The sequence below is a fragment of the Bradyrhizobium erythrophlei genome (assembly GCF_900129425.1).
GTDB classification, from domain to species: domain Bacteria; phylum Pseudomonadota; class Alphaproteobacteria; order Rhizobiales; family Xanthobacteraceae; genus Bradyrhizobium; species Bradyrhizobium erythrophlei_C.
In genome coordinates, this window is sequence record NZ_LT670817.1 from 1212380 (window position 1) to 1231514 (window position 19135).

Consider the following 19135-nt stretch of genomic DNA (forward strand, 5'->3'; position numbering starts at 1 on the left):
TTAAGCAAGACTGTCCCGCCGCGTTGCATGCGGCGGGACTTTCGCTGAGGTTTTCATTGAGCGAAACGCGGCTACCTGAACGCGTTGCATTTCTGAACGGCAGCGAGGCCCCGATATGGGAAGGCCCTTTGGTGTCTGCTGGCGCTTCCAACTGCTGATAGAGCTCGGGCGCCGGCCGAAATAGGCCACACCATCCACGGACGAGTTGTCGAGCAAATGTTCGCTTTGGGCCGGCTGCCAATAACGGACTGGCGGCTTATCGTAATCGCCAGAAACACGACATTGATCGAGTAAGTCGCGTGGACCAGCGCCGTGTGCCGATAGATCAAGCGGCCGTGGGGCCGATCGCCTCGCCGAGACTATCGCGTCGTCACATCGGCGGCTTCACGCCCTCCGCGCCGATCACGACCGCGGCGGCTTCCGAGCCGTCCTTCTTCATAATGACGAAGACCTTGCGCCCAACGGCCAGTTGATCGGCCGGCGCCTTGTCAAAGGCGACGACCGTCGCGCTCGTCGGGATGGTGATCGTCTGTTCTCCGCCTTTGTAGTTAAGCATGAGCACCCGGTCCGTTCCGACCTCCTCGACCTTGGCGATATTGGCGTTGGTCATCATGTTCGGCTTGGATTCAAGATCCCAGGGATAGTGCCCCTCGGCCAGGCCGCGCAGCGATTCATCAAATACATGAACTTCGCGTGCGACGCGCTTGCCGTCCTGCTCGACAGACGTAATGCCGACGAACTTGCCGGCCTGGATGGCACTCATGTCGGCCGTGGTAACCAGGAAAAGGTCTGCGTCGTTGGCGAGTTTGATCGATTCCGTTCCGCCCTTGGCGGTCTGGACGTTGATCGTTCCGTCCTTCGCGGCGGTCAGCGTGCCGCGGATATGCGCCTGCGCGAAGGCTGGCGCGGAAAGCAGTACACCAACAAGAACCGTTGCGGCTGTAATCGCTACCCAAAGAGCTCGAGACATGAGCATCTGATTTCACTCCCTTTGGCGCTCGGCAGGCAAGGTATGCCCACTCCAACGATTAGAATGCGGGCAATTGTGCCGACCTAATCTGGTCACTTTGAAGACGGCTAGATCGAAGGAACTTTGGAGGTCGCTGATGTCCGAGAAGGGGCATTTTCGGAAGTCGGGCTGCTAGGTAGCGAGGTCAGCTTGACCACCGCGAACGGACATCGTCCGCCTGATCGCTCAGGTCCGAAAAGTGCCACTTCCGGACTCATGCGCCGCAGCACAGGACCTGCAAGGTCCGGCCACTATCGCCAAGCTTGTGAATATCGCCTTACTGAATGGCGAAGCAGTAGAAGAGCTCATCCCAGCCGGTGCCGCGGAGGTCGCTCTGGCTGCAACCGTCCGAGTCCACTCCGAGAGCTGGCTGGCCACTTTCTCGTACGCGCACCCTAAAAGGTGGCCATTGAGACGGGATTACCTGCGAACCCCGGAGCTGAACGGTGCGGTGCCGATTGTAGGCGCGCCAGGAGCGGGCGCGCTACTCACGCGAGGCCCGGTGTTGCTCCAGGTGGGGACCGCGTTTGTTGCGCCTACCGACGGCCAATAGTACGATCCCACTGACGGCGCGACGACAGATCCAACAGAAGTTCCGGATGTCCCATAATAAGTTCCGGATTGCGTCGTCGATATTCCCGACGTCCCATAAGTGCCCGATTGCATTGTCGAAACATGATGCCTGATGTGCTTGTACTTCTTCGCTTGGGCAGCAAAGGGCGCACCCGCCAGCCCCACAGTCACGAGCGCGGCAATTACCAGTCTGGTCGTCATCATGGTCGGTCCTTTCCCATCGTTTAGATAGGGACAAGCGCGCCGTCTGCCATCGCGAATATTTCAACGTATCGTGAGCGCGGTAGTACGCCGCGCACGCGGGCTGCACACGCTTTCGTCGTCTGTCTTGCAGGCGCGCTTCCAATTGGCTTGGGCCAGTTCGGCCGGTCTGTTCCAGGCTTCGGGCGTAGTCGCAAACAGCTCTCGTGCACCAAGTTAAGAAGCTGGAGAACCATTCTGCTCTGCAACAAACACGGGTATCCGGCGATTAGTGCGTTCTTGGTAGTCCGCGTAAGGCGGAAACGCCGCCACAGCGAGCTTCCAGAGCCGAGTCCGTTCACGGTCGTCCTTGACCTCACGCACTCGCATTGGTCGCACGACGGTCTCGTCCCGAATTTCCACATTCGGATTGACCCGGAGATTATGCACCCAGGCTGGATCGGTTGGCGCGCCGCCCTGTGACCCGATTAGGACGTAATTACTGCCATCCTTTACGCGCATGAGCGGGGTCTTTCGGATGGCGCCGGTCTTATTGCCGACGTGCGTCACGATGACGACGGGCAGTCCGGTGTCACTTAACGTGGTGCCTTTCGTTCCACCACTACTTTCGTAAAGCTCGACCTGCTCGCGCACCCAGTTTCGGGGACTAGGAACATACTCCGCCATTGCTAAAGCTCCATCGAGGGAGGGTGGTAGGGGACTGGCCTAAATCCAACTCGCGCAGGAACGATCATACAAAATAAACGATGCCCGTGCCACGAGACTCTCCCAGCAGATGACGGTACAGGACTGATGCGCTCAAGATCGTCGCCCGTGGAGCTGACAAGGAAGATCGGGCGGCGGCGTGACATGCTGGCGATCCGTTAGGTAGCCAGCGGTAAGGCCTCCGGAGCGACCGGGCCTTACTTTGTTGTGACCGGAACGATATGCTTTAGGTCGAATTGTGCTTAGGTCTGTTTGTTGCGTAGGAGGTGCGTGTGCGCAGCGCCGGTTGGACGCCAAAGATCGTGCCCTATGGTGCGGATCAAACCGTCTACCTGGTCATTGACCGCTTTGGCGGGCTGGGCACCGTGTACCGCGAAACCGAAGTGGAGCGGACCGACCTCGAAACCATCGTCAGCGATTTCATCTCGGGCCAGTTCAACGACCCGATCCGCGTTGTCGCCTTCAATACACTTGAGCATTGGTCGGATGACGTCTCGGTAGATATCGCGACCGAAATCCAAACCCGCTGCGATATCGAAGGCGTCGCAGTCCCCGAGCATATCCGGGATTTCGTTGACTCCCACGCCGGTCCCGCCCGCCAAATGACGCCGCGGCTCGCCTGAGCCATGCCGTACCCTTGGCCATAGCCGCCAGCCGGTGGAAGGCCAACTATCCGGGTTTCATTGAACCGGCGCTGACCGAAGCGTGGGGGCACGTCGCATTAGAGCAAAAGCAAAACCCGCCCGTCAGTAAGCCATCCGGCAACCTATAGGTGCTATCGCAGACCCGCAGGACGGTAGGTGGGCACATGCTTCGAAATGGCAGTTATTCTGCTTGGTTCAGAACCTCGCAGGCAGAGGGAATCGGCATTGTCGTGCTTAAGGACAGCAAACTGACCGGTGGCGATACCGTGCTCGCCTACACCGGGACGTACTTTCAAAACGGCGATAGGTTTTCGGCTTCCGTTAGGACCCAGCGGCATTCGCCGGGACAGCCTTCTGTTTTCGGCATCGACAACTTGGATTTGACACTGACCGGCAAATCCACGCCGTCGGTGGCATCATGCACCGGAACCGCCAGACAAGCGCCGGACATGATGTTTGTCGCCGCGCTCGTCCCTATGGCAGATTGACAGGCCGCCAACTGAGGCGGCCTCTTTGTGTGTGGGTTTTAATGCCAGCCGCGATGACGACCGTACCCCCATCCATAATGGTGACCGCGACCGCCGTGATGACCCCACCCATGACCATGGCCGCCCCTAACGAGGACGATCGACCCCTCAGTGTCGGCAATCGCACTGGGATTTGCACCGGGCATTGCGAACGCAGGCAGGGCTGGAGCTAGAACAACCGCGCACGCGGCAAACCCGATTAACAAAAGCCGTTTCATATTTCCTCCTTGGACCGCATTATCGCGGTAAGGAAGAAAGTCCTGACAGCCATCAAGGTTCCACCTTTGAAATTAGGCCATTGCGAAATACTAGGGATCGAAGCAGGCCAGTGCCGGCAATCTTGATCTTGGACCAATAAGGACGCGAAAAGCCCCAGAATTGTATCCGGGGCTTTCGTGGTTTTCCTTGGCTTCCTAAAGTTTATTTTTTGCGAGCGTCGTTCATTTTGTCGCCCGGCGCATATTCCGAAGCACCTTTGGTAGCGCCTCTGGACATGCCCGTCGTTCCAGAGTCCTTCATTCTGTCGCTCGGTGAAAGCTCAGAAGCGCCCCGCGAGGTCGCAGCACCCGAATCATTCATCTGAGTGCCCGGCGCTGAACCCGAAGCACCCTTCGTGCCCGATGAACCAGCAAAGCTAAGGCCCGATGATCCAATCAGCACCGCAGCGGCGGCAATAATCAAAGTTTTCTTCATGTCTCTCTCGTCTCCATTGTCTGGGTTGCCAGCCCCAACGTCGCGCGGATTAAAAGGTTCGTCCTTATCGGGATTTGATTGAGGCGCTGAGGAGTCATTCCATCTGCTAGGGAACCGGTTGAGGGCCGAATTTGAGGAACGATTGGTCGTTTCAACCATTGGCTTGTAGGAACCTCACAGGAGTTCAGCTCACAGGAGTTCAGTATGAATAAAGCTATCATCTCGCTTGCGCTCGGTGCTTCCGCACTGTTCGCCACGGCCGCGTCAGCGGCCCCGCTCGCAAATGGTATCGCGGTTATGCCGTACAACGGCATCGAAAACGTTCGCATGGTCTGTGACGAATACGGACGCTGCTGGCGGGATCGGGGTTCGCGACGCGTTATCATTCAGGACTCGTACAACTACGCGCCGCGCGAACGATACATCGAACAGCGCGGATATTATGATGGCGGGTACTATAATAACGGGCCGAGCGTCGGGATCGGCGTTGGGCCGGGTGGCGTAGGAATTGGCTTCGGAGCCGGTCCGCGTTGGTAAGCCTGCGACCACTGATGATTAGATAGAGGCCGTAGAGAAATCTGCGGCCTTCTTCTTTTGCCTTGCCCGCAATGGATTACCACGGCTATTAAGTCGAGCCCCCCACGGTTTACGCAGATAAGGGCACCCGCATTTCGGGTGCCCCAATTCTTTCAACTAGCAGTCCGGCATTCCGGCAGGGCGCGCAGAGGCGGTGGAGCTGGTGCCTGCACCGGCGCTGGGGCCTGCTGCACCGACAGCGCCGGTGCCCATGGGGCTCCTGACGATGCGGAGCCGACCGTGCTGCGGGTATTCTCCGAAGACGTTCCGCGAGAATTCGTTTGGTTCTTATCACGAACCGTATTGCTATTCACGTTTCAGCACTGGCTGTAAGCCGAGCTAGTCGATCCAGAGCTTGTTCCGCTTCCTTGTGCATTTGCGATCGCTGAGCAACGCATTACAGATCGATAGTCGTCCTTGCGGGGATTGCTTCTGGTGACTTAGGCACATTCCCCAGGATCACGAGACGCTGCAGCCAAGTCAGTTCGCGCTCAGGCGTCTTGGGAATTTCGACATAGTCAATCACGAGTTGGTCGTTTTCCTTCTCGATCCGGAAGTAATTCAAGCGATACGAAGGATGGTAGACCGCGGGCAACAAGCCAAGGCGCACCGGAACACGGGACAATAGCTTCAGCCACGTACCGGTATTGATGACGACTTGACCGGCGGGACCCAGTCGCCTCAGGAACGCCGAATGCGTGTGTCCGAAAATGAACACCGCTACCTTGTCATCCGCTTGGAAAACCTCCTGAGCCCCTTTTAGGTAGGGCGCTTCCGAATCGAGGTTCGGGGTCACTCCGTGGCTCGTCTGTAGACGAAAGCGATGCAACGTTCGCATGAGGTCACGTTCGACGACCAACGCAGGGATACCGAACAAAATCAAAAACAGGGAATTGATCGTGATCACGACCTGCAGGACGTTGTCGATGATCCCCAGCCTGCTCATCAGCGGGTTGTGAAATATGATATTGTAATCAAAGATGCCCGCGACCCGAAGGATTTCCCCGAGAATCGCTATCACCGTGACGCCGGCCAGCAGCAGGAAGGGCATCAGCACCCAGCGTAGCGCCATGCTCATCTCGCGGTAAAAGTAGTTCGACAGCATCCAGTCGGGAATCTGCATCGTGCCTACGGAGCGGATGTCCTTGAGCCAGTCTCCCCGGCCGAAGTCCGAATACCGGCTGGCTCCGCTGACGAAGGTTTCCGTGATGAAGTAGCCCACCGGGAGAGCGTAAGCGTTGCCATATTCGGGAAAGCTGTTGAACTGATCGCGCTGCTGTCCGTGTTCGATCCATATCCTCTTGTCGCCCACCGGGCGGATCAGCACCAGGCTCGAGTCCAGATGGATGTTGTATGCCTGCAGTTTCTCCACAAAGACCGGATCGCAAGCGAGATCATAATCGTGATTCCCGACCATCATGGTCACCTTGATGCGCGCGCCGGTGGCCCTGAGTTGATCGAAAATCGCCTGGTGCGCCTGTATGATGTGCGCAAGCCTTTCAACCCCGCGCACAAGCGTGAGCTCCCAGAAGCCAAACGTGTCGCCCACGATCAGAAACTCGGTGTCGGGGCCTTCCTTTTCCAACTCCTTCAGGAATTCGATGAACTCGGCGGCGTAATCGCAATGCTGCAATTGACCGTCGCCACCCATGTGCAGGTCACTGACAAAGTAATACTTCTGTGCCAAAGTATGATCTCCCTGCCAGAGCGGTCGAAAATATCCGACCGCGGGTCATACACGTGCGCAGGATATCGCCCCGGCCGGCTTGATGTAAGCATGAACCATGAACCTCACTCGGCCCGTCGCCTTCTGGATTGCGGTATTGGTGGCGGTCGTCGTCGCCGTCGTTCTATTGCGTGAAGTCCTGCTGCCTTTCGTCGCCGGCATGCTACTGGCGTATCTACTTGATCCTCTGGCCACCCGGCTGGAACGGCTCGGAATGAACCGCCTCATTGCGACGCTAACCATCGTTGGGTCGTTCGTTGCCGGTGTGGCCGCACTTATTATTCTGACCGCTCCGGTCGTTGTCGGTGAGCTTGCCTTTTTCATCGATAATTTTCCGCTCTACATCAAAAGGGTGCAGGGGCTCGCGACCGATCCAAATCGGCCGTGGCTGAGCAAGCTTGTCGGAGAAGGCCTAGGCTACGCCGAGCAGTCGGTCGGGGAACTGACCACATTGGCGACTGCCTGGCTCCGCGATTTTCTGCGTTCGGTTTGGACCGGAGGCCGGGCGCTGATCTCGGCCTTTTCCCTCCTGGTGGTGACCCCGATCGTTGCCTGCTATCTCATCTATGATTGGAAGAAGATGGTGGCGGTTATCGATAACTGGATACCGCCGGCGCAACGCGATACCGTCCGGGCTCTTGCTCGCGAGATCGACGGCACAATCGGCGGCTTTGTGATCGGTCAGGGCACGCTGTGCCTGATCCTCGCGGTATTCTACGCGACAGCACTGTCCTTGCTCGGGCTCAAGCATGGGCTCCTGATCGGCATTGCGGCAGGACTGATAAGCTTCGTGCCGTATCTCGGCTCGCTGAGCGGGTTCGTCATATCGATGTGTGTTGCGATTGCACAGTTCTGGCCGCATTGGGCCGTCATCTGGATCGTCCCGGCGATCTTCTTCGTCGGCCAGACGCTGTCAGACTATTTGCTGTCGCCCTATTTCGTCGGCCGGCGCGTCAACTTGAATGCGGTCTGGATCATGTTTGCGCTGTTCGCATTCGGGTACCTGTTCGGGTTTGTCGGCCTTTTAATTGCCGTGCCGGTTGCGTCCGCTATCGGCGTGCTGACGCGCTTCGCGTTACAACGATATTACGAAAGCTTCCTTTATACGGCCGTCCCGAGGGCAACTGTGACAGATGCGGTTAGATTGACGCCTTCCGACAAGAAGATGGACTGATTCATCAATCTAAAGCATTTTCCTGTTGTATCGAACCACCATCAGGCACCCAACGGGCCTGATGGTTCGAGACGCGCGGCGTTGCCGCGCTCCTCACCATGAGGGCCTCAGACCTCATCCTGAGGAGCATCGCGAAGCGATGCGTCTCGAAGGATGATGCCAGCGAACTGGAAACTGCCCTAGTCAGACGCCCCAGCATGTCGGAAAAGTGCCATGAACCGACATGACCTCAACCATCGCGTTAGGGCCGAGCGCTGACCGCCGCTGCAAAGCGTCCTAATAAACCAGGCCAGTCCCGGGCGGTTTCTCCAGCGCGGCGGCCAACGACCGATACTCCTCGCAGCCCGTCCCGCAAATCGCGGCGATCCGACTCAAATGATATTGCGCTTGATCGCGGTTGCCCTGCTCGATCTGCCACAGACCGTAATATTGCCAGGTCAGCACATGGTTCGGATCTGCCTTCAGGGCTCGCTCGTACCAGACTTGCGAAAGCTTGAAGTCGCCGAGCTTGCGATAGGAGTAGCCGATCAGATTGGCGACATTTGCGTTGTCGTCATGGCCGAGCGCCTTTAGCTGCTCGATCGCGCCAGCATAATCGTTGCGGTCATAGATCGTCGCGTAGGCGGCGCGGTACCCATGAGCGAAGGCGGGGTCGTCGAAAAGGGACTGCCTGGCTTTCTTGGCCTTGGGGGCGTGAGTGGCCCTGGTGCCCGACCGCTTCGGGTACGACGAAGGCGGATAAGCGGAGCGTTGGTTCGTCCCGCTATAGTTTGCCTCACCGCCGCCTAGATCGCTGCCCCCGGCCGCAACAACCGGAGTGACCGAGAACGCAGCGATCAGCGCAATCGAACACGTTGCCAGCGTCACAATCCTGATCATCAAGTTGGTCATAGGAACCTCCTGCATGCTACGCCTTCGAGCTCCCAATCCAGCCGAACGTGTTAACTCCGGCTTGCTTCAAACATTCCTGGAAAGTTATTCAGAAAACGAGATTTAGTGTGACAGCGATGTTGTCTTATGGGGCTTGATCGCCCTCATGCTCTGGCTATGTGGGGCTTCCGCCGGTGAGGCTGATCGCCAGCGCGATAGTCCCGACCAGAATGAGGCTGACGGCCCAGGCTGCGTCCAGGTTGAACCAGCTTCGGGCCACGAATTGTACGCCGAGATAGCGGTAAACCAGCCACGCCGCGCATCCGCCGGCCGCGATCATCGCGGCGGAGTGCGCTACCGACACCAGCAGGGCCATGCCCAGATTGCTATCGATGAGCCTCGATGCCGCCTCGTGGCCGGTGTCCAGGGCCGCGGCCTGGCACAGCCCGAGATAGATCGGCACCAGCATCAATCCAGCGCCATGGGCAATCGCTACCGCGAAGGACCACAGCCCCAGTTGCGTCGGCCGTATTCGGGCGAGCGCGCGTGGATGGCGTTGATTGAGAAGCCGGAAGACACCGAATCCGATGACCAAAAGGCTGGCGCCGAACCGGATCGGTCGCTGCCATTCGACCAGGGCGAGGAGCAGCGCGAAGGGGAGAATGACCAGAAGCATGGCCAGCAGGTGGCCTGCCCATAATGGCCCAAGCGCCCTGAACAGGGCGCGCGAGCTCTTTTCCATCAGTCCCGCCGAAACAGCGAGCGGCCACCCCATCCCCGGATTGATCCCGTGATAGAGACCGCTCGCGACGACAGCCAGCCACAGTCCGGCAACGGTCCAATCGGCTCCGCTCAACTCTAGGCCGAGGGATAGCAGAACGAATCGGTCGAGCAGTCGCCGCCGTCCAGCCGGATTTGATGCGCGCGGTAGCCGTCGGGGAAGCCCACCCAATAATCCCTGGCCAATTCCAGGCCACCGTTTGGACCTGCATTGGCCATGACCTCGGCGCCCGGTATTCCCTCGGGATAGAACTGGTTGTCCCAGGTCGAGTAGAGGGAGTTGGTCCAGTACACCCGTTTGCCGTCGCGGCTGATCTCGACCATTTGGGGACCGCCCGCATAAGTCTTGCCGCTCGGATGAGGCGTGCGGCGAACAATGCCGCCGGTATGCACGGAGCCCGTCAGCTTTGGCTTTCTGGGATCGCTGACATCGTATTGACGCATCTCGCCGGTGCCCCAGCAAGAGACGTAGAGAAACCTGTCATCCATCGACAGGTCGATGTCGGTGACCAGCGGCGGCACGGCGCCGAAGCCTTGCAAGAGGGGTGGCAGCTGTTCCTTGGGCGCCGCTTCCGGCGGAATCGTCGCCGTCTTCTCGATGTGGAACTTGCCGTCCTCGCGCCACCAGGTCCAGATTGAGCCTTCGAGGTTGGTGCTGTCGACCACGATGCCAAGGAAGCCGTGCTCGCGAACGGGATCGTGCGCCGGCCGCACTTCCAGTGCCATTTGATGATTGGCGCCGAGATCGATGGTCTGGACGTTTCGCCGCGCCCGCAGATCCCAGAAGTGGATTCGGTGGCCATACTTGTTCGAGAGCAGATCCTCTGGCACGATCCCGTTCTCGAACTGCGGCGGCAATCCCCACTCGCTGGTCACCATGTAATCGCGCGGCAGGTTCCACCAGAAGTCATACTCCAGCGTTTGCGGACCACGGTCGATCTCCCACCGTCCGAGCACCTCGAACGTCTCGCAGTCCATGATGAAGACACCGGGCGGTCCATCGGTACCATCCTTGCCACCGCCGCCGAGCGTGCTGACGTAGATGCCATCCGGACCGCAGTGGATCGTGTGCGGCCGCGAGTATCCAGTCTTCCTGAAGATTTCCTCGGGCTCGATGATTTTGTGAATCCTGGCCTGGGTCGGATCAGGTTTGGTATCCACGACATAAATGCGCGAGGACCGGATGCCGGGGATGATCAGATAGCGCCGTTCGAGGAATGCGTGTCCGGAGAGCGGCGACAAGGAAGATGAGCAGGCATTCCATCCGAAATGGTGAAACTCGTCGCCCTTGTTCGGCATCGTTACCGTGTGGACGATCTGGCTGTAGGTCGGTGATCCCTGCTTCACGTCGACCACCGCGAGCGCATCGGGTTTTGAGAAGTCGGGGCTGAGCAGCAAGGTATAGGCGAAGCTTTCGGGCGGCGCTTCCATTGCAAGCTTCGGCGATGCGTGGAACGTCGGGTCGGGCCTCATTGTCATCGGACTGCCTCCCTGGTGTGTGGACGCATGCTAAAACGTCTCGGCGGCATGCAGCAGCAAATCGGACTTGTTGGGTTGCTGTCGCGAGAGCTGCCGCCGGGTTCGGCCGATCGCCACAATACACCATCGAAGCCGCCGGGTAATCAGCAAGGTGACGGCCGAAATCGGCCGGCCGTTGAAAGGAGCATGCGGGTCGTTATGGGAGAATGCCGAGTCACTGCTCGCCAATCATCGGCGGCAGATTGTCGTAGTTGGGTCGATCGCTACCGAAAGCCGACGTCTGCGCAGAGTTCGTTTCCGCTGGCGGCGGCCCAGAACCGGACATCGCCAAAAGTGCCAAAGCTCGGCTGTGACCGGTCAGTCCCGCAAGAAAGTGACCCCGCCTCCTCGGCGAGTCGGCGACAGCGCGCCGCGGCAGGAACTCTTATTGCTGCTGGAGCACGTCAACCGGGAAACTGTCGGCGTTAATCTGGTCATTCACGTCGGTCCAGAAGCAATCCACCTGATCGCCCTTGATATCTTTGACGGTCATCAATGGTCCTCCTGAACGCAGCCGAACAAGACTGCCAGTCCGAAATGCAGGTGCGGCCTTGTTCTGTGTGTTTGAGGGGGCAGAGCCGGAAGAGGCCGGAGCCATTCCTACTGTTTTTGTGTCTGCTGGCTTTGTGCCTGTTTTTGTGGGGACGGCATTGCCACCAACTGTGATCAAGCCTGGACCCGAAAACGCCTCTCCCGACGTGCCTCCGACGGGCGGTTGTTGGACCGCACCGGATGCGGGCGCGGGCATATCGGCAGCGGCGGCGTCGTTGAATGTCGCGGTTTGTGCAAACTCCGCCGCTCCTAAACCTGAAAGGCGATCAGCGAAAATGCCGTTTCCGAAGTGAATGCCGTTTCCGAAGCGAATGCCCGTTCCATTGCCAATCCGCGTTCCGAAGCGGATGCCCGTTCCATTGCCAATCCGCGTTCCGAAGCGAATGCCCGTTCCATGGCTAATCCGCGTTCCGTAGCGAATGCTCGTTCCATGACCAATCCGCGTTCCATAGCCAGTTCCCGCCGTACGGCCAACGGCAACTCGGGAGACGCCCGCCATATAACGTCCGCCGATACCTCCAACATGACGTCCGGCAATACCTCCGGCGCGAGCCCCGATATGCGCGCCGCCGAAACGGCCGACGTGAGCGACGCCACCGCCTCCATGTCCACCGCCTCCGTGTCCTCCGCCTCCGCGTGCCTGTGCATCAGTCGCTAGAAGGCTGCCGACAAGCGCCGCGCCTGCCAAGACCACCATCAATCGTCGTCTCATGACATTCTCCTTTGGACTGGACGGGGCCGTCCGCACCGGGGGCCTTGTCCGACGCCGGCGTGCCCCAGCAAAACAAATGCCGAGGCCGCGATAGACTGAAAATGGGAAAACCTGCTTGTTGCCTCAACTAAATTCAGGTTTATGAATTGAAAATCTGCGTGACAGCTCGAACCGACATCAAGCGTGAAACAAATCAACCAAACCGGAGCGTCAAAGCCGAATAAATTGACGTCAATTTTGGTAACGCATCGGGGACTGGAACCGGTCGCGAAGTGCTGATCTCGAACCTTTGAACTCAAAAAGCCACCGGCATCGTTCGGGGCTTTTTTGTTTCGACATAGGCTCCATCTGGAAAGCACGAATGTCGCCTCCGGGGTCATTCGCCAAAAAATCCGGGGCGCGGGTCCCGCCGGATTGACCTTGGCGATTGAACTCTCGCGCTCACTGCGCTCAAACAAGCGAAGGGGAAAGAATGTCGAAAACCGAGCTAGACGGGCATTCGGCCGGAAAAGCTTTACCGGCGTTCGGCAGTCGCGCCATTCTCGGCGCGACCGTCGGCAATATGCTCGAATTCTATGATTTCATCACTTACAGCTTTTTCGCGGTCCAGATCGGCCACACGTTTTTTCCCTCGCACAGCGAATATGCCAGTCTGATGCTGTCCCTTGCTACGTTCGGAGCGGGGTTCGTGACCCGGCCGATAGGTGGCATCGTGATCGGGTCCTATTCCGACCGGGTGGGACGCCGGCCCGCGATGATCCTGAGCTTCGTCATCATGGGCTTCGCGATCATCACGCTGGCCGTCACACCCTCCTACGAAACCATCGGCATCGCTGCCCCGATCATCGTCATCGTCGCGCGAATGGTGCAGGGGTTCTCGCTCGGCGGCGAGGTGGGTCCCACCACGGCCTATCTGATGGAGGCGGCCGAACCGGGCAGGCGGGGACTTGCCGTTTCATGGCAGCCGGCGAGCCAGCAAATTGCCGCGACCGCTGGCGCATTTGTCGGCGTCGTGCTTTCGGAATCCATGGATAGCGCGGCGCTGGACGCTTACGGGTGGCGCATCGCCTTTCTCCTCGGCGCGGTTTGCCTGCCATTCGGCCTCTGGATGCGCAGCGGTTTGCCCGAGACCGTACACGGCGCCGAAACCGATGCGGCCGGGATACAAGCCGCCCGCAAACCAATCGGCGTCATAAGGGCTAATGCGCGGATCATTATTCTGGCTCTGCTCATTCTGGCCAGCGGCACGATCAACACCTACGTCACCCAATACATGACGACCTATGCCGAGAACACATTGCATATTGCGGCCGATCTTGCTTTCGCGACCACAGTTGTAGGCAACGGTCTCGGCATCGCCGCGGCGCTTTACGGTGGCTGGTTGTCGGACCGCTTCGGGCGCTGGCCGGTGATGGTATGGCCGCAATTGGCGGCACTGCTCCTGACCTACCCGGTTTTCCTGTGGATTGTGGATTCGCGCAGCGCCATGGCCCTCTTGGGTGGCTTCGGATTGCTATCGCTCGTCGGCAGCATTCCCTACAGCGCCTTCTACGTCGCGCTGACGGAAAACCTGCCCAAGAGGATACGCGGCAGCGCTTTTGCGACAATCTATGCCGTTGCCATCGCCAGCTTTGGCGGCACCGCGCAACTGATTGTCACCTGGTTGATTCACGCGACCGGCAACGCGCTGGCGCCGGCATGGTACATGCTGTTCGCCGCGGCGGTGGGCTTAGGCGCCATGGTCATGATGCCTGAAACAGCGCCCGTGAAAACAGTTCAGCAAGAGCCGTCCCGATCCTGCTGACGGGGCAAGTCACGCATTCGCAAGCTTTGACGGCACCCTGCCGATGTTCTCGTTGACATTGAGACCAGGGATATTCCTGTCGAGCTCAAATCCCTGACGGATCCGAAAGGTGCCGGAAGCTGCCATTTCCCGGCGGCTAGAGTGCTTTCCATCTCACATGAGCCAGCACACTTTTCTTCTCCCCTCCCCCCGCAAAGCGGCGGGGAGGGGTCGGGGGTGGGGGGTCTATCGGCCGGAACGGCTGCATGGGTGATTGCCGGTACGGACCGGATAGATTCCCGACATTTTAGACCGGGATGATTCCCGACAGGTTTCAGAATGCGCCGGAGGGAGGACCCTTCGATGCCATTTAGAGAGACCGGTCGGATGGAAGAGCGTATTCGGATGTTTTTGGAGTACGAGAGCGGGAACTGGAGCGTATCGGAGGTGTGCCGGCGCTACGGGATTTGCCGCGACACGTTTTACGAATGGCGCAAGCGGAAAGAGAGCGGCGATCCGGCCTGGTTTCAGGACCGCTCGCATGCGCCCTTGCAGTGTTGGCAGACCACGAACGGTGCGATTGCAGAGAAGGTGATCGCGGCGCGGCGGCGATTTCCGTATCTGGGGCCGCGCAAGCTGTTGGCGGTGCTTGATCGGGATGCCCCCGAGATCGCCTGGCCTGCCGCCTCGACGATCGGGGACATTCTCAAGCGCGCAGGCTTGGTCTCGCCGGTGAAGCGGCGCCGTCGCCCGCTCGACCAGCGGCGGCCCTGCACGCCGGTGACGAGCGCCAATGATGAGTGGAGTACGGACTTCAAGGGCTGGTTTCGCACCCGCGACCAGCGGCGGATCGATCCCTTGACGGTAGCAGACAGTCACAGCCGTTTTCTGATCGAACTCCGCATTGTCGCCCCCACTATTGAGGGCGTTCGCCCCTGTTTTGAACGGGCTTTCCGTGAGCATGGCCTGCCGCTTGCGATCCGCTGCGACAATGGTTCGCCGTTCGGCTCGCGTGGCCCGGGCGGTCTCACCCGGCTGTCGGCCTGGTGGATGAAGCTCGGCATCACACCGCACTTCATCCATCCCGCCTCGCCGCAGGAGAATGGCCGACACGAGCGCATGCACCGCACGCTGAAGGCACAGACCTCGGTCCCGCCAGCCAGCAACGCACCCGAGCAGCAGGCCCGCTTTGACATGTTCCGAAAGCATTACAACGAGGAACGTCCGCACGAAGCGCTGGACCAACGGCCGCCGGCAGAGTTCTACAGCCGCTCCCCGCGCACCATGCCGCCGCGCGCGGAAGATCCCTGGTACGACGCCGATCATCAGGTCCGTCGCGTCCGCGGCAACGGCGAGATCAAATGGAAAGGCGAGTTTGTATTCATCGGTGAAGCGCTGGTGGATGAACTTGTTGGCGTTGCTGAGCTCCAGACCGGTGACCACATCGTGCGCTTCTGCGATCTGGACATCGGCCTCATCGATCGCCGCGGCCTGTTCACCCGGTTCGCTCCGCTTCGTGAGCGGCTCCGCGACCCGGGTGAACAGGCCGCTCAACCCAAACTGTCGGGGATCATGCCGGTCCAAAGTGTCGACAATCATGCCGGTTGAACCTACCGCCGCACTACCCCCACCCCCGACCCCTCCCCACCACGCGCAAGGGCGCGTGGAGGGAGGGGAGTGAAGAGCATCGCCAAGCGATGCCGCTCGAAGGATGAAGCATTAGAAGTGGAAAGCGCTCTAATATCGCGATGCGTCGAGGGAAGCATCGATCTGATCGCGATCTGCCCCGTCGGTTGGCGGCAGCGTGAACTGAAACAGGGCGCCCCGTGGCTCGTTTTCGCTCGCCCACAGCCGTCCGCCGTGTTCTTCGACGATGACGCGGCATATCGACAGTCCCATGCCCATGCCGCTGGGTTTTGTTGTGTAGAATGGCTCGAACGGCAGCTGGAGGTTGTCCGCGCTCAAGCCGGGACCCGTATCCCGCACCGCGACGCGCACCTCTTCCTTGGTGCTCTCGGTGCTGATACGCAGTTCACGGGGGCTGTCAGCGGGGCCGCTCATCGCCTGAATGGCGTTGATGATCAGATTGAGCATCACTTGTTGAAGTTGGACCAGATCTCCCCGAACGTGCGGCAGGCTGTCTGACAATTGCGTCTGCACCCTGATTCGGTTCTTCACTACCTCGCCGCGGACCACGGTCATAACCTCCAGGATTGCATCGTTGATATTGATCGTATCCTTCCGTGGGGCAGCTTTTTTCACCAGACTATGGACCCGGTCTATCACCGAGTTGGCTCGCTCGACGTCCTTGATGATGCACTCAATGGATCGTTTCGCGTTTTCGATCTGGGCCGGTTCTCTCGTCAGCCAGCGCGAGCTGGCAGCCGCATTGGCGGCCACAGCGCAAAGCGGTTGCTTGAGTTCATGAGCAAGCGAACTCGTAAGGTGCCCCATTGCTACGACCCGAGTTGCGTGTGCCAGCTCGGTCTGCGCCTGCCGAAGTTGCCGCTCGCGACGGGTGATCTCCAATGCGATCGTAGCTTGCGCGGCAAAGGCCGTGACCAACTCAATCTGCTTGTCCGTGAATGGCTGCACGTGGGCGCGGACGATGGTAATTCCGCCGACTAATTCATCATCTTTCAGCATGGGGACGAGCAGATAGCTCCGGACGCCTATCTGTTCCACGAGAGCCACCAGGCCGGGTACGCGCTGGAGATAAGCTTGATCTGCCGTCAAGTCGGCGATGTGGACCGGCGACCTGGTTTTGACCATTCGCGCGGAGGGAGCGCCTTCACTGACGGGATACAGGTGGCCCTTGACGTAGTACGTATCTGCCACACCTGTTCGCGCAACAATGCGATAGCCGTGTTCCTCGAAGAGTATCAAGGCGCCCACTTCGGCTCTGCAGAGGCGGGTGGCATTGGCGGTTATTGTGTCGAAGATGGGCTCCAGCTCGTGCGGCGAGTTGGCAATGGAGCGCAGTACTTCCGACACCGCCGCCTGCTGCGCAGCGAGTTCGGTGACTTGCTCTTGCAGCTCCAAGCGGTCGGCAACACGTCGGCGGCGAGGGGTTTTAGGGCCGCCGCGGGGCTTGCTCTGTTCCATCCGGTCACGTCTCCGTCTGTTGCAAACGGAACGGTCCTCATCCCCTCAAACTGGGAGCTAGGCAGTCTAAAGGGCCGCGCGGCAAAGTGCGAGCACCATGAGCCTTTCGAACCAGAGAAATGTGACCGTATGTCTGAGGTCTGCTCGGCGTCAAACGCGTCATTTTGGCTGCGCGCAGCCCACTTCCGGTCTATTCCAAAGAGCAGACATTTTCTGACTCCGTCGGCACGTCTCAAAGATGCCAAGAACGGAAGTGCAGCGGACGTGCTCCGGCGTCACGATCGCACGCCTTCGGAACCATCTATGAACACGTCAATTGGGAGGGGGTAGTTGATCACGTAGGTGCCGTAGTTCTGGTCGTGCTTGTCAGGTTGGATCCGGCCGTCCGCGTCCTTGGCGCGAGCCAGCAATGTGTACTGTCCCGGTTCTTTCGGTGTCAGCCAATCGAATTTCCACCGTCGCCACCCGTGCCTTCGCACAGGGTCCAGGAATTCTGCCTGAGCCCAGGTCCGGCCACCATCGGTGCTCACTGCAATCTCGGTCACGTCGGTCTCGCCCGTCCATGCAGCGCCGGAAACCGTGTAGATCTGGTTCGGGGCAAGGGTCTCGTAGACACGTGGTCGCGCGATTTCGGACTTGAGCTGCATTTCTCCCAACGGGCGCCGCACGGGCTTTCCATCCATCGAAGCCCAGTAGGCATAATCCGATGTCTGCCAATAACCCTGAAACGGTTCGCGTACGGCGTCGATACCCGTCAGCCACTTGACGGACGCCATTCCATAATGTCCAGGAACAATTGCGCGGGCCGGAAATCCGTGATCCCGCGGAAGATCGCGGCCGTTCATCTGGTAGGCGATCAAAACTTCCGGCTGAATTGCCTTGGCCCGGGGCAGGCTCCAGGCAAACGATATCGGTTCGGGAGGTACAGGTTCTTCTGTAGGTGTTCCGCGATCCGCGCCTACGAGCACAATCTCGCAAGCGTCTTCCTCCAGCCCGGCGCGCTCCAGCAATGCTCTAAGGGGCACACCAGTCCATTCTGCATTGCTGACGGCTCCGAGTTCCCACTGAGCGCCTCGCACCTGCGGGACGAGAAAGACTCGGCTATTACCGGCGCACTCCAGAGTCGCCACCCGGGTCTCGGACGGCATGCCGCGCAGCTCATCGTAGCTCAATGTGAATGGACGCCTGACCGCACCGTCGATGCGTAGTTGATACGAGGCACGGTCCAAGGCTGGTATCGGAAAATGGCTGCGGATGTAGAACAGTTCTGTGGGAGTGAGATATGAGTCGATCCGGTCGAAGGGAGCCTCCAGATTCTTTGGCTCCTTTTGCCGGATGGTGAGACCCGCGGAAGGGAACTGAATCGTGTTGTCGGCGTAGCGTTTTTCCAAGCCTTCCATGATCCTCTCCTTATTTGCCGATTGCGATGCTGGCGAATGCCGCGTCCGGCGGCTGCGCCAGAAACAAGATCAGGTAAATGGTCATGGCAATGCCGACCAGCGCCAGGAACGAAGCCATGAACACACCTTGCCTGGAGAGCGAGCGATCTGCGAACTGGTTCCGGTCCACTTCGTCGGCCAGGTGCATAAAACGCCGTGCGGAAAACAGATTCACGAGTGCGCCGGTGATGATGAGCGCGACTCCAAACCAGGGTGAAAACTCGTGGAGCTGGGCGGCGGAAAACCGTTGCGCTAAGTGGAGCTGCTCCAGGAGAATCCCGAAGCGCGCCACCACGAACCCGAATCCCATCAACGCGATGCCGGTGCGAATCCAGGCGAGAAACGTTCGCTCTTCCGCCAGATAGTTCCCCAGGTCAGCCGCTGGCTTTGCTTCGATGGGCGTGTCCATTTCAACTTCACCGGCTCTACGGATCGCGCAGCCTTCTGGTGTGCGATACTTGAGGTGGCGGCCCATGCCGACTTGCCCATTAAATTCGAGTTTAATCTTGAGTTGGCTGCGCTCGATTTGGATGGCTGGAGAATCGTTT

The 19135-nt window shown here is 59.4% G+C and carries 17 protein-coding genes and 1 pseudogene; 6 read left to right on the top strand and 12 right to left on the bottom strand.

Annotated elements, in window-relative coordinates; genetic code table 11:
* Window positions 1–370 precede the first annotated feature (370 nt).
* The 3 genes and pseudogenes from B5527_RS05755 to B5527_RS05765 form a co-directional block, all read right to left on the bottom strand.
* A complete protein-coding gene (locus B5527_RS05755) occupies window positions 371–976 on the bottom strand; it encodes a hypothetical protein (RefSeq protein WP_079600430.1) in 606 nt (201 codons plus the stop codon).
* A 522-nt stretch (window positions 977–1498) separates the two neighbouring features.
* Window positions 1499–1786: pseudogene (locus tag B5527_RS47535) on the bottom strand (hypothetical protein); the annotation flags it as partial.
* A gap of 213 nt (window positions 1787–1999) precedes the next feature.
* Complete coding sequence (locus B5527_RS05765; RefSeq protein WP_079600431.1) at window positions 2000–2449, bottom strand: nitroreductase family deazaflavin-dependent oxidoreductase; 450 nt, start codon at window positions 2447–2449, stop codon at window positions 2000–2002.
* 311 nt (window positions 2450–2760) lie between these two features.
* Between B5527_RS05765 and B5527_RS05770 the strand changes: the two genes are divergently transcribed.
* The gene (locus tag B5527_RS05770) at window positions 2761–3111 is read left to right on the top strand and encodes a hypothetical protein (protein WP_079600432.1); all 351 of its coding nucleotides are present in this window, start codon (window positions 2761–2763) and stop codon (window positions 3109–3111) included.
* Window positions 3112–3296: 185 nt separating this feature from the next.
* Window positions 3297–3620: a hypothetical protein gene (locus B5527_RS05775; protein WP_079600433.1), complete on the top strand. Its 324-nt coding sequence runs from the start codon at window positions 3297–3299 to the stop codon at window positions 3618–3620.
* A 459-nt stretch (window positions 3621–4079) separates the two neighbouring features.
* On the opposite strand, the gene B5527_RS43485 is transcribed toward B5527_RS05775, so the two are convergent.
* Window positions 4080–4352, bottom strand: a complete 273-nt coding sequence (locus tag B5527_RS43485) for a hypothetical protein (protein WP_154072041.1) — start codon at window positions 4350–4352, stop codon at window positions 4080–4082.
* Between the two features lie 204 nt (window positions 4353–4556).
* On the opposite strand from B5527_RS43485, the gene B5527_RS05780 reads away from it, so the two are divergent.
* Window positions 4557–4889, top strand: a complete 333-nt coding sequence (locus B5527_RS05780) for a hypothetical protein (RefSeq protein ID WP_079600434.1) — start codon at window positions 4557–4559, stop codon at window positions 4887–4889.
* A gap of 436 nt (window positions 4890–5325) precedes the next feature.
* On the opposite strand, the gene B5527_RS05785 is transcribed toward B5527_RS05780, so the two are convergent.
* A complete protein-coding gene (locus tag B5527_RS05785; protein WP_154072042.1) occupies window positions 5326–6615 on the bottom strand; it encodes a metallophosphoesterase in 1290 nt (429 codons plus the stop codon).
* A gap of 97 nt (window positions 6616–6712) precedes the next feature.
* On the opposite strand from B5527_RS05785, the gene B5527_RS05790 reads away from it, so the two are divergent.
* Window positions 6713–7828 carry an AI-2E family transporter gene (locus tag B5527_RS05790; protein ID WP_079600436.1) on the top strand — a complete coding sequence of 372 codons (1116 nt, stop codon included), beginning with the start codon at window positions 6713–6715 and terminating at the stop codon, window positions 7826–7828.
* A 276-nt stretch (window positions 7829–8104) separates the two neighbouring features.
* Here B5527_RS05790 and B5527_RS05795 read toward each other — a convergent pair whose 3' ends face one another.
* The 4 genes from B5527_RS05795 to B5527_RS05815 form a co-directional block, all read right to left on the bottom strand.
* A complete protein-coding gene (locus B5527_RS05795; RefSeq protein WP_079600437.1) occupies window positions 8105–8719 on the bottom strand; it encodes a tetratricopeptide repeat protein in 615 nt (204 codons plus the stop codon).
* 154 nt (window positions 8720–8873) lie between these two features.
* Window positions 8874–9554: a hypothetical protein gene (locus B5527_RS05800; protein WP_079600438.1), complete on the bottom strand. Its 681-nt coding sequence runs from the start codon at window positions 9552–9554 to the stop codon at window positions 8874–8876.
* 2 nt (window positions 9555–9556) lie between these two features.
* Window positions 9557–10957: a selenium-binding protein SBP56-related protein gene (locus tag B5527_RS05805; protein ID WP_079600439.1), complete on the bottom strand. Its 1401-nt coding sequence runs from the start codon at window positions 10955–10957 to the stop codon at window positions 9557–9559.
* Window positions 10958–11381: 424 nt separating this feature from the next.
* Complete coding sequence (locus tag B5527_RS05815) at window positions 11382–12047, bottom strand: DUF2158 domain-containing protein (protein WP_154072043.1); 666 nt, start codon at window positions 12045–12047, stop codon at window positions 11382–11384.
* 685 nt (window positions 12048–12732) lie between these two features.
* Here B5527_RS05815 and B5527_RS05820 point away from each other — a divergent pair.
* Together B5527_RS05820 and B5527_RS05825 are read left to right on the top strand one after the other, a co-directional pair.
* Entirely contained in the window at window positions 12733–14064 is a 1332-nt protein-coding gene (locus B5527_RS05820; protein WP_079600442.1) for an MFS transporter, read from the top strand.
* 366 nt (window positions 14065–14430) lie between these two features.
* Window positions 14431–15651, top strand: a complete 1221-nt coding sequence (locus B5527_RS05825) for an integrase core domain-containing protein (RefSeq protein ID WP_245332352.1) — start codon at window positions 14431–14433, stop codon at window positions 15649–15651.
* 129 nt (window positions 15652–15780) lie between these two features.
* On the opposite strand, the gene B5527_RS05830 is transcribed toward B5527_RS05825, so the two are convergent.
* The 3 genes from B5527_RS05830 to B5527_RS05840 form a co-directional block, all read right to left on the bottom strand.
* The gene (locus B5527_RS05830) at window positions 15781–17148 is read right to left on the bottom strand and encodes a sensor histidine kinase (protein WP_079600443.1); all 1368 of its coding nucleotides are present in this window, start codon (window positions 17146–17148) and stop codon (window positions 15781–15783) included.
* Between the two features lie 275 nt (window positions 17149–17423).
* On the bottom strand, window positions 17424–18548 hold the full coding sequence (locus tag B5527_RS05835; protein ID WP_079600444.1) for a sulfite oxidase: 1125 nt from the start codon (window positions 18546–18548) through the stop codon (window positions 17424–17426).
* 10 nt (window positions 18549–18558) lie between these two features.
* Window positions 18559–19062, bottom strand: coding sequence for a YidH family protein (locus tag B5527_RS05840; RefSeq protein ID WP_079600445.1), 504 nt, complete (start codon window positions 19060–19062; stop codon window positions 18559–18561).
* Between the last annotated feature and the right edge of the window lie 73 nt (window positions 19063–19135).

Bases quoted from the DNA above. Each gene is read 5' to 3' on its own strand.
- B5527_RS05825 (WP_245332352.1), top strand. From the start codon at position 14,431: ATGGAAGAGCGTATTCGGATGTTTTTGGAGTACGAGAGCGGGAACTGG.
- B5527_RS05755 (WP_079600430.1), bottom strand. From the start codon at position 976: ATGCTCATGTCTCGAGCTCTTTGGGTAGCGATTACAGCCGCAACGGTT.
- B5527_RS43485 (WP_154072041.1), bottom strand. From the start codon at position 4,352: ATGAAGAAAACTTTGATTATTGCCGCCGCTGCGGTGCTGATTGGATCA.
- B5527_RS05790 (WP_079600436.1), top strand. From the start codon at position 6,713: ATGAACCTCACTCGGCCCGTCGCCTTCTGGATTGCGGTATTGGTGGCG.
- B5527_RS05840 (WP_079600445.1), bottom strand. From the start codon at position 19,062: ATGGGCCGCCACCTCAAGTATCGCACACCAGAAGGCTGCGCGATCCGT.
- B5527_RS05775 (WP_079600433.1), top strand. From the start codon at position 3,297: ATGCTTCGAAATGGCAGTTATTCTGCTTGGTTCAGAACCTCGCAGGCA.
- B5527_RS05815 (WP_154072043.1), bottom strand. From the start codon at position 12,047: ATGGCGGGCGTCTCCCGAGTTGCCGTTGGCCGTACGGCGGGAACTGGC.
- B5527_RS05765 (WP_079600431.1), bottom strand. From the start codon at position 2,449: ATGGCGGAGTATGTTCCTAGTCCCCGAAACTGGGTGCGCGAGCAGGTC.
- B5527_RS05805 (WP_079600439.1), bottom strand. From the start codon at position 10,957: ATGACAATGAGGCCCGACCCGACGTTCCACGCATCGCCGAAGCTTGCA.
- B5527_RS05830 (WP_079600443.1), bottom strand. From the start codon at position 17,148: ATGGAACAGAGCAAGCCCCGCGGCGGCCCTAAAACCCCTCGCCGCCGA.
- B5527_RS05820 (WP_079600442.1), top strand. From the start codon at position 12,733: ATGTCGAAAACCGAGCTAGACGGGCATTCGGCCGGAAAAGCTTTACCG.
- B5527_RS05795 (WP_079600437.1), bottom strand. From the start codon at position 8,719: ATGACCAACTTGATGATCAGGATTGTGACGCTGGCAACGTGTTCGATT.
- B5527_RS05780 (WP_079600434.1), top strand. From the start codon at position 4,557: ATGAATAAAGCTATCATCTCGCTTGCGCTCGGTGCTTCCGCACTGTTC.
- B5527_RS05835 (WP_079600444.1), bottom strand. From the start codon at position 18,548: ATGGAAGGCTTGGAAAAACGCTACGCCGACAACACGATTCAGTTCCCT.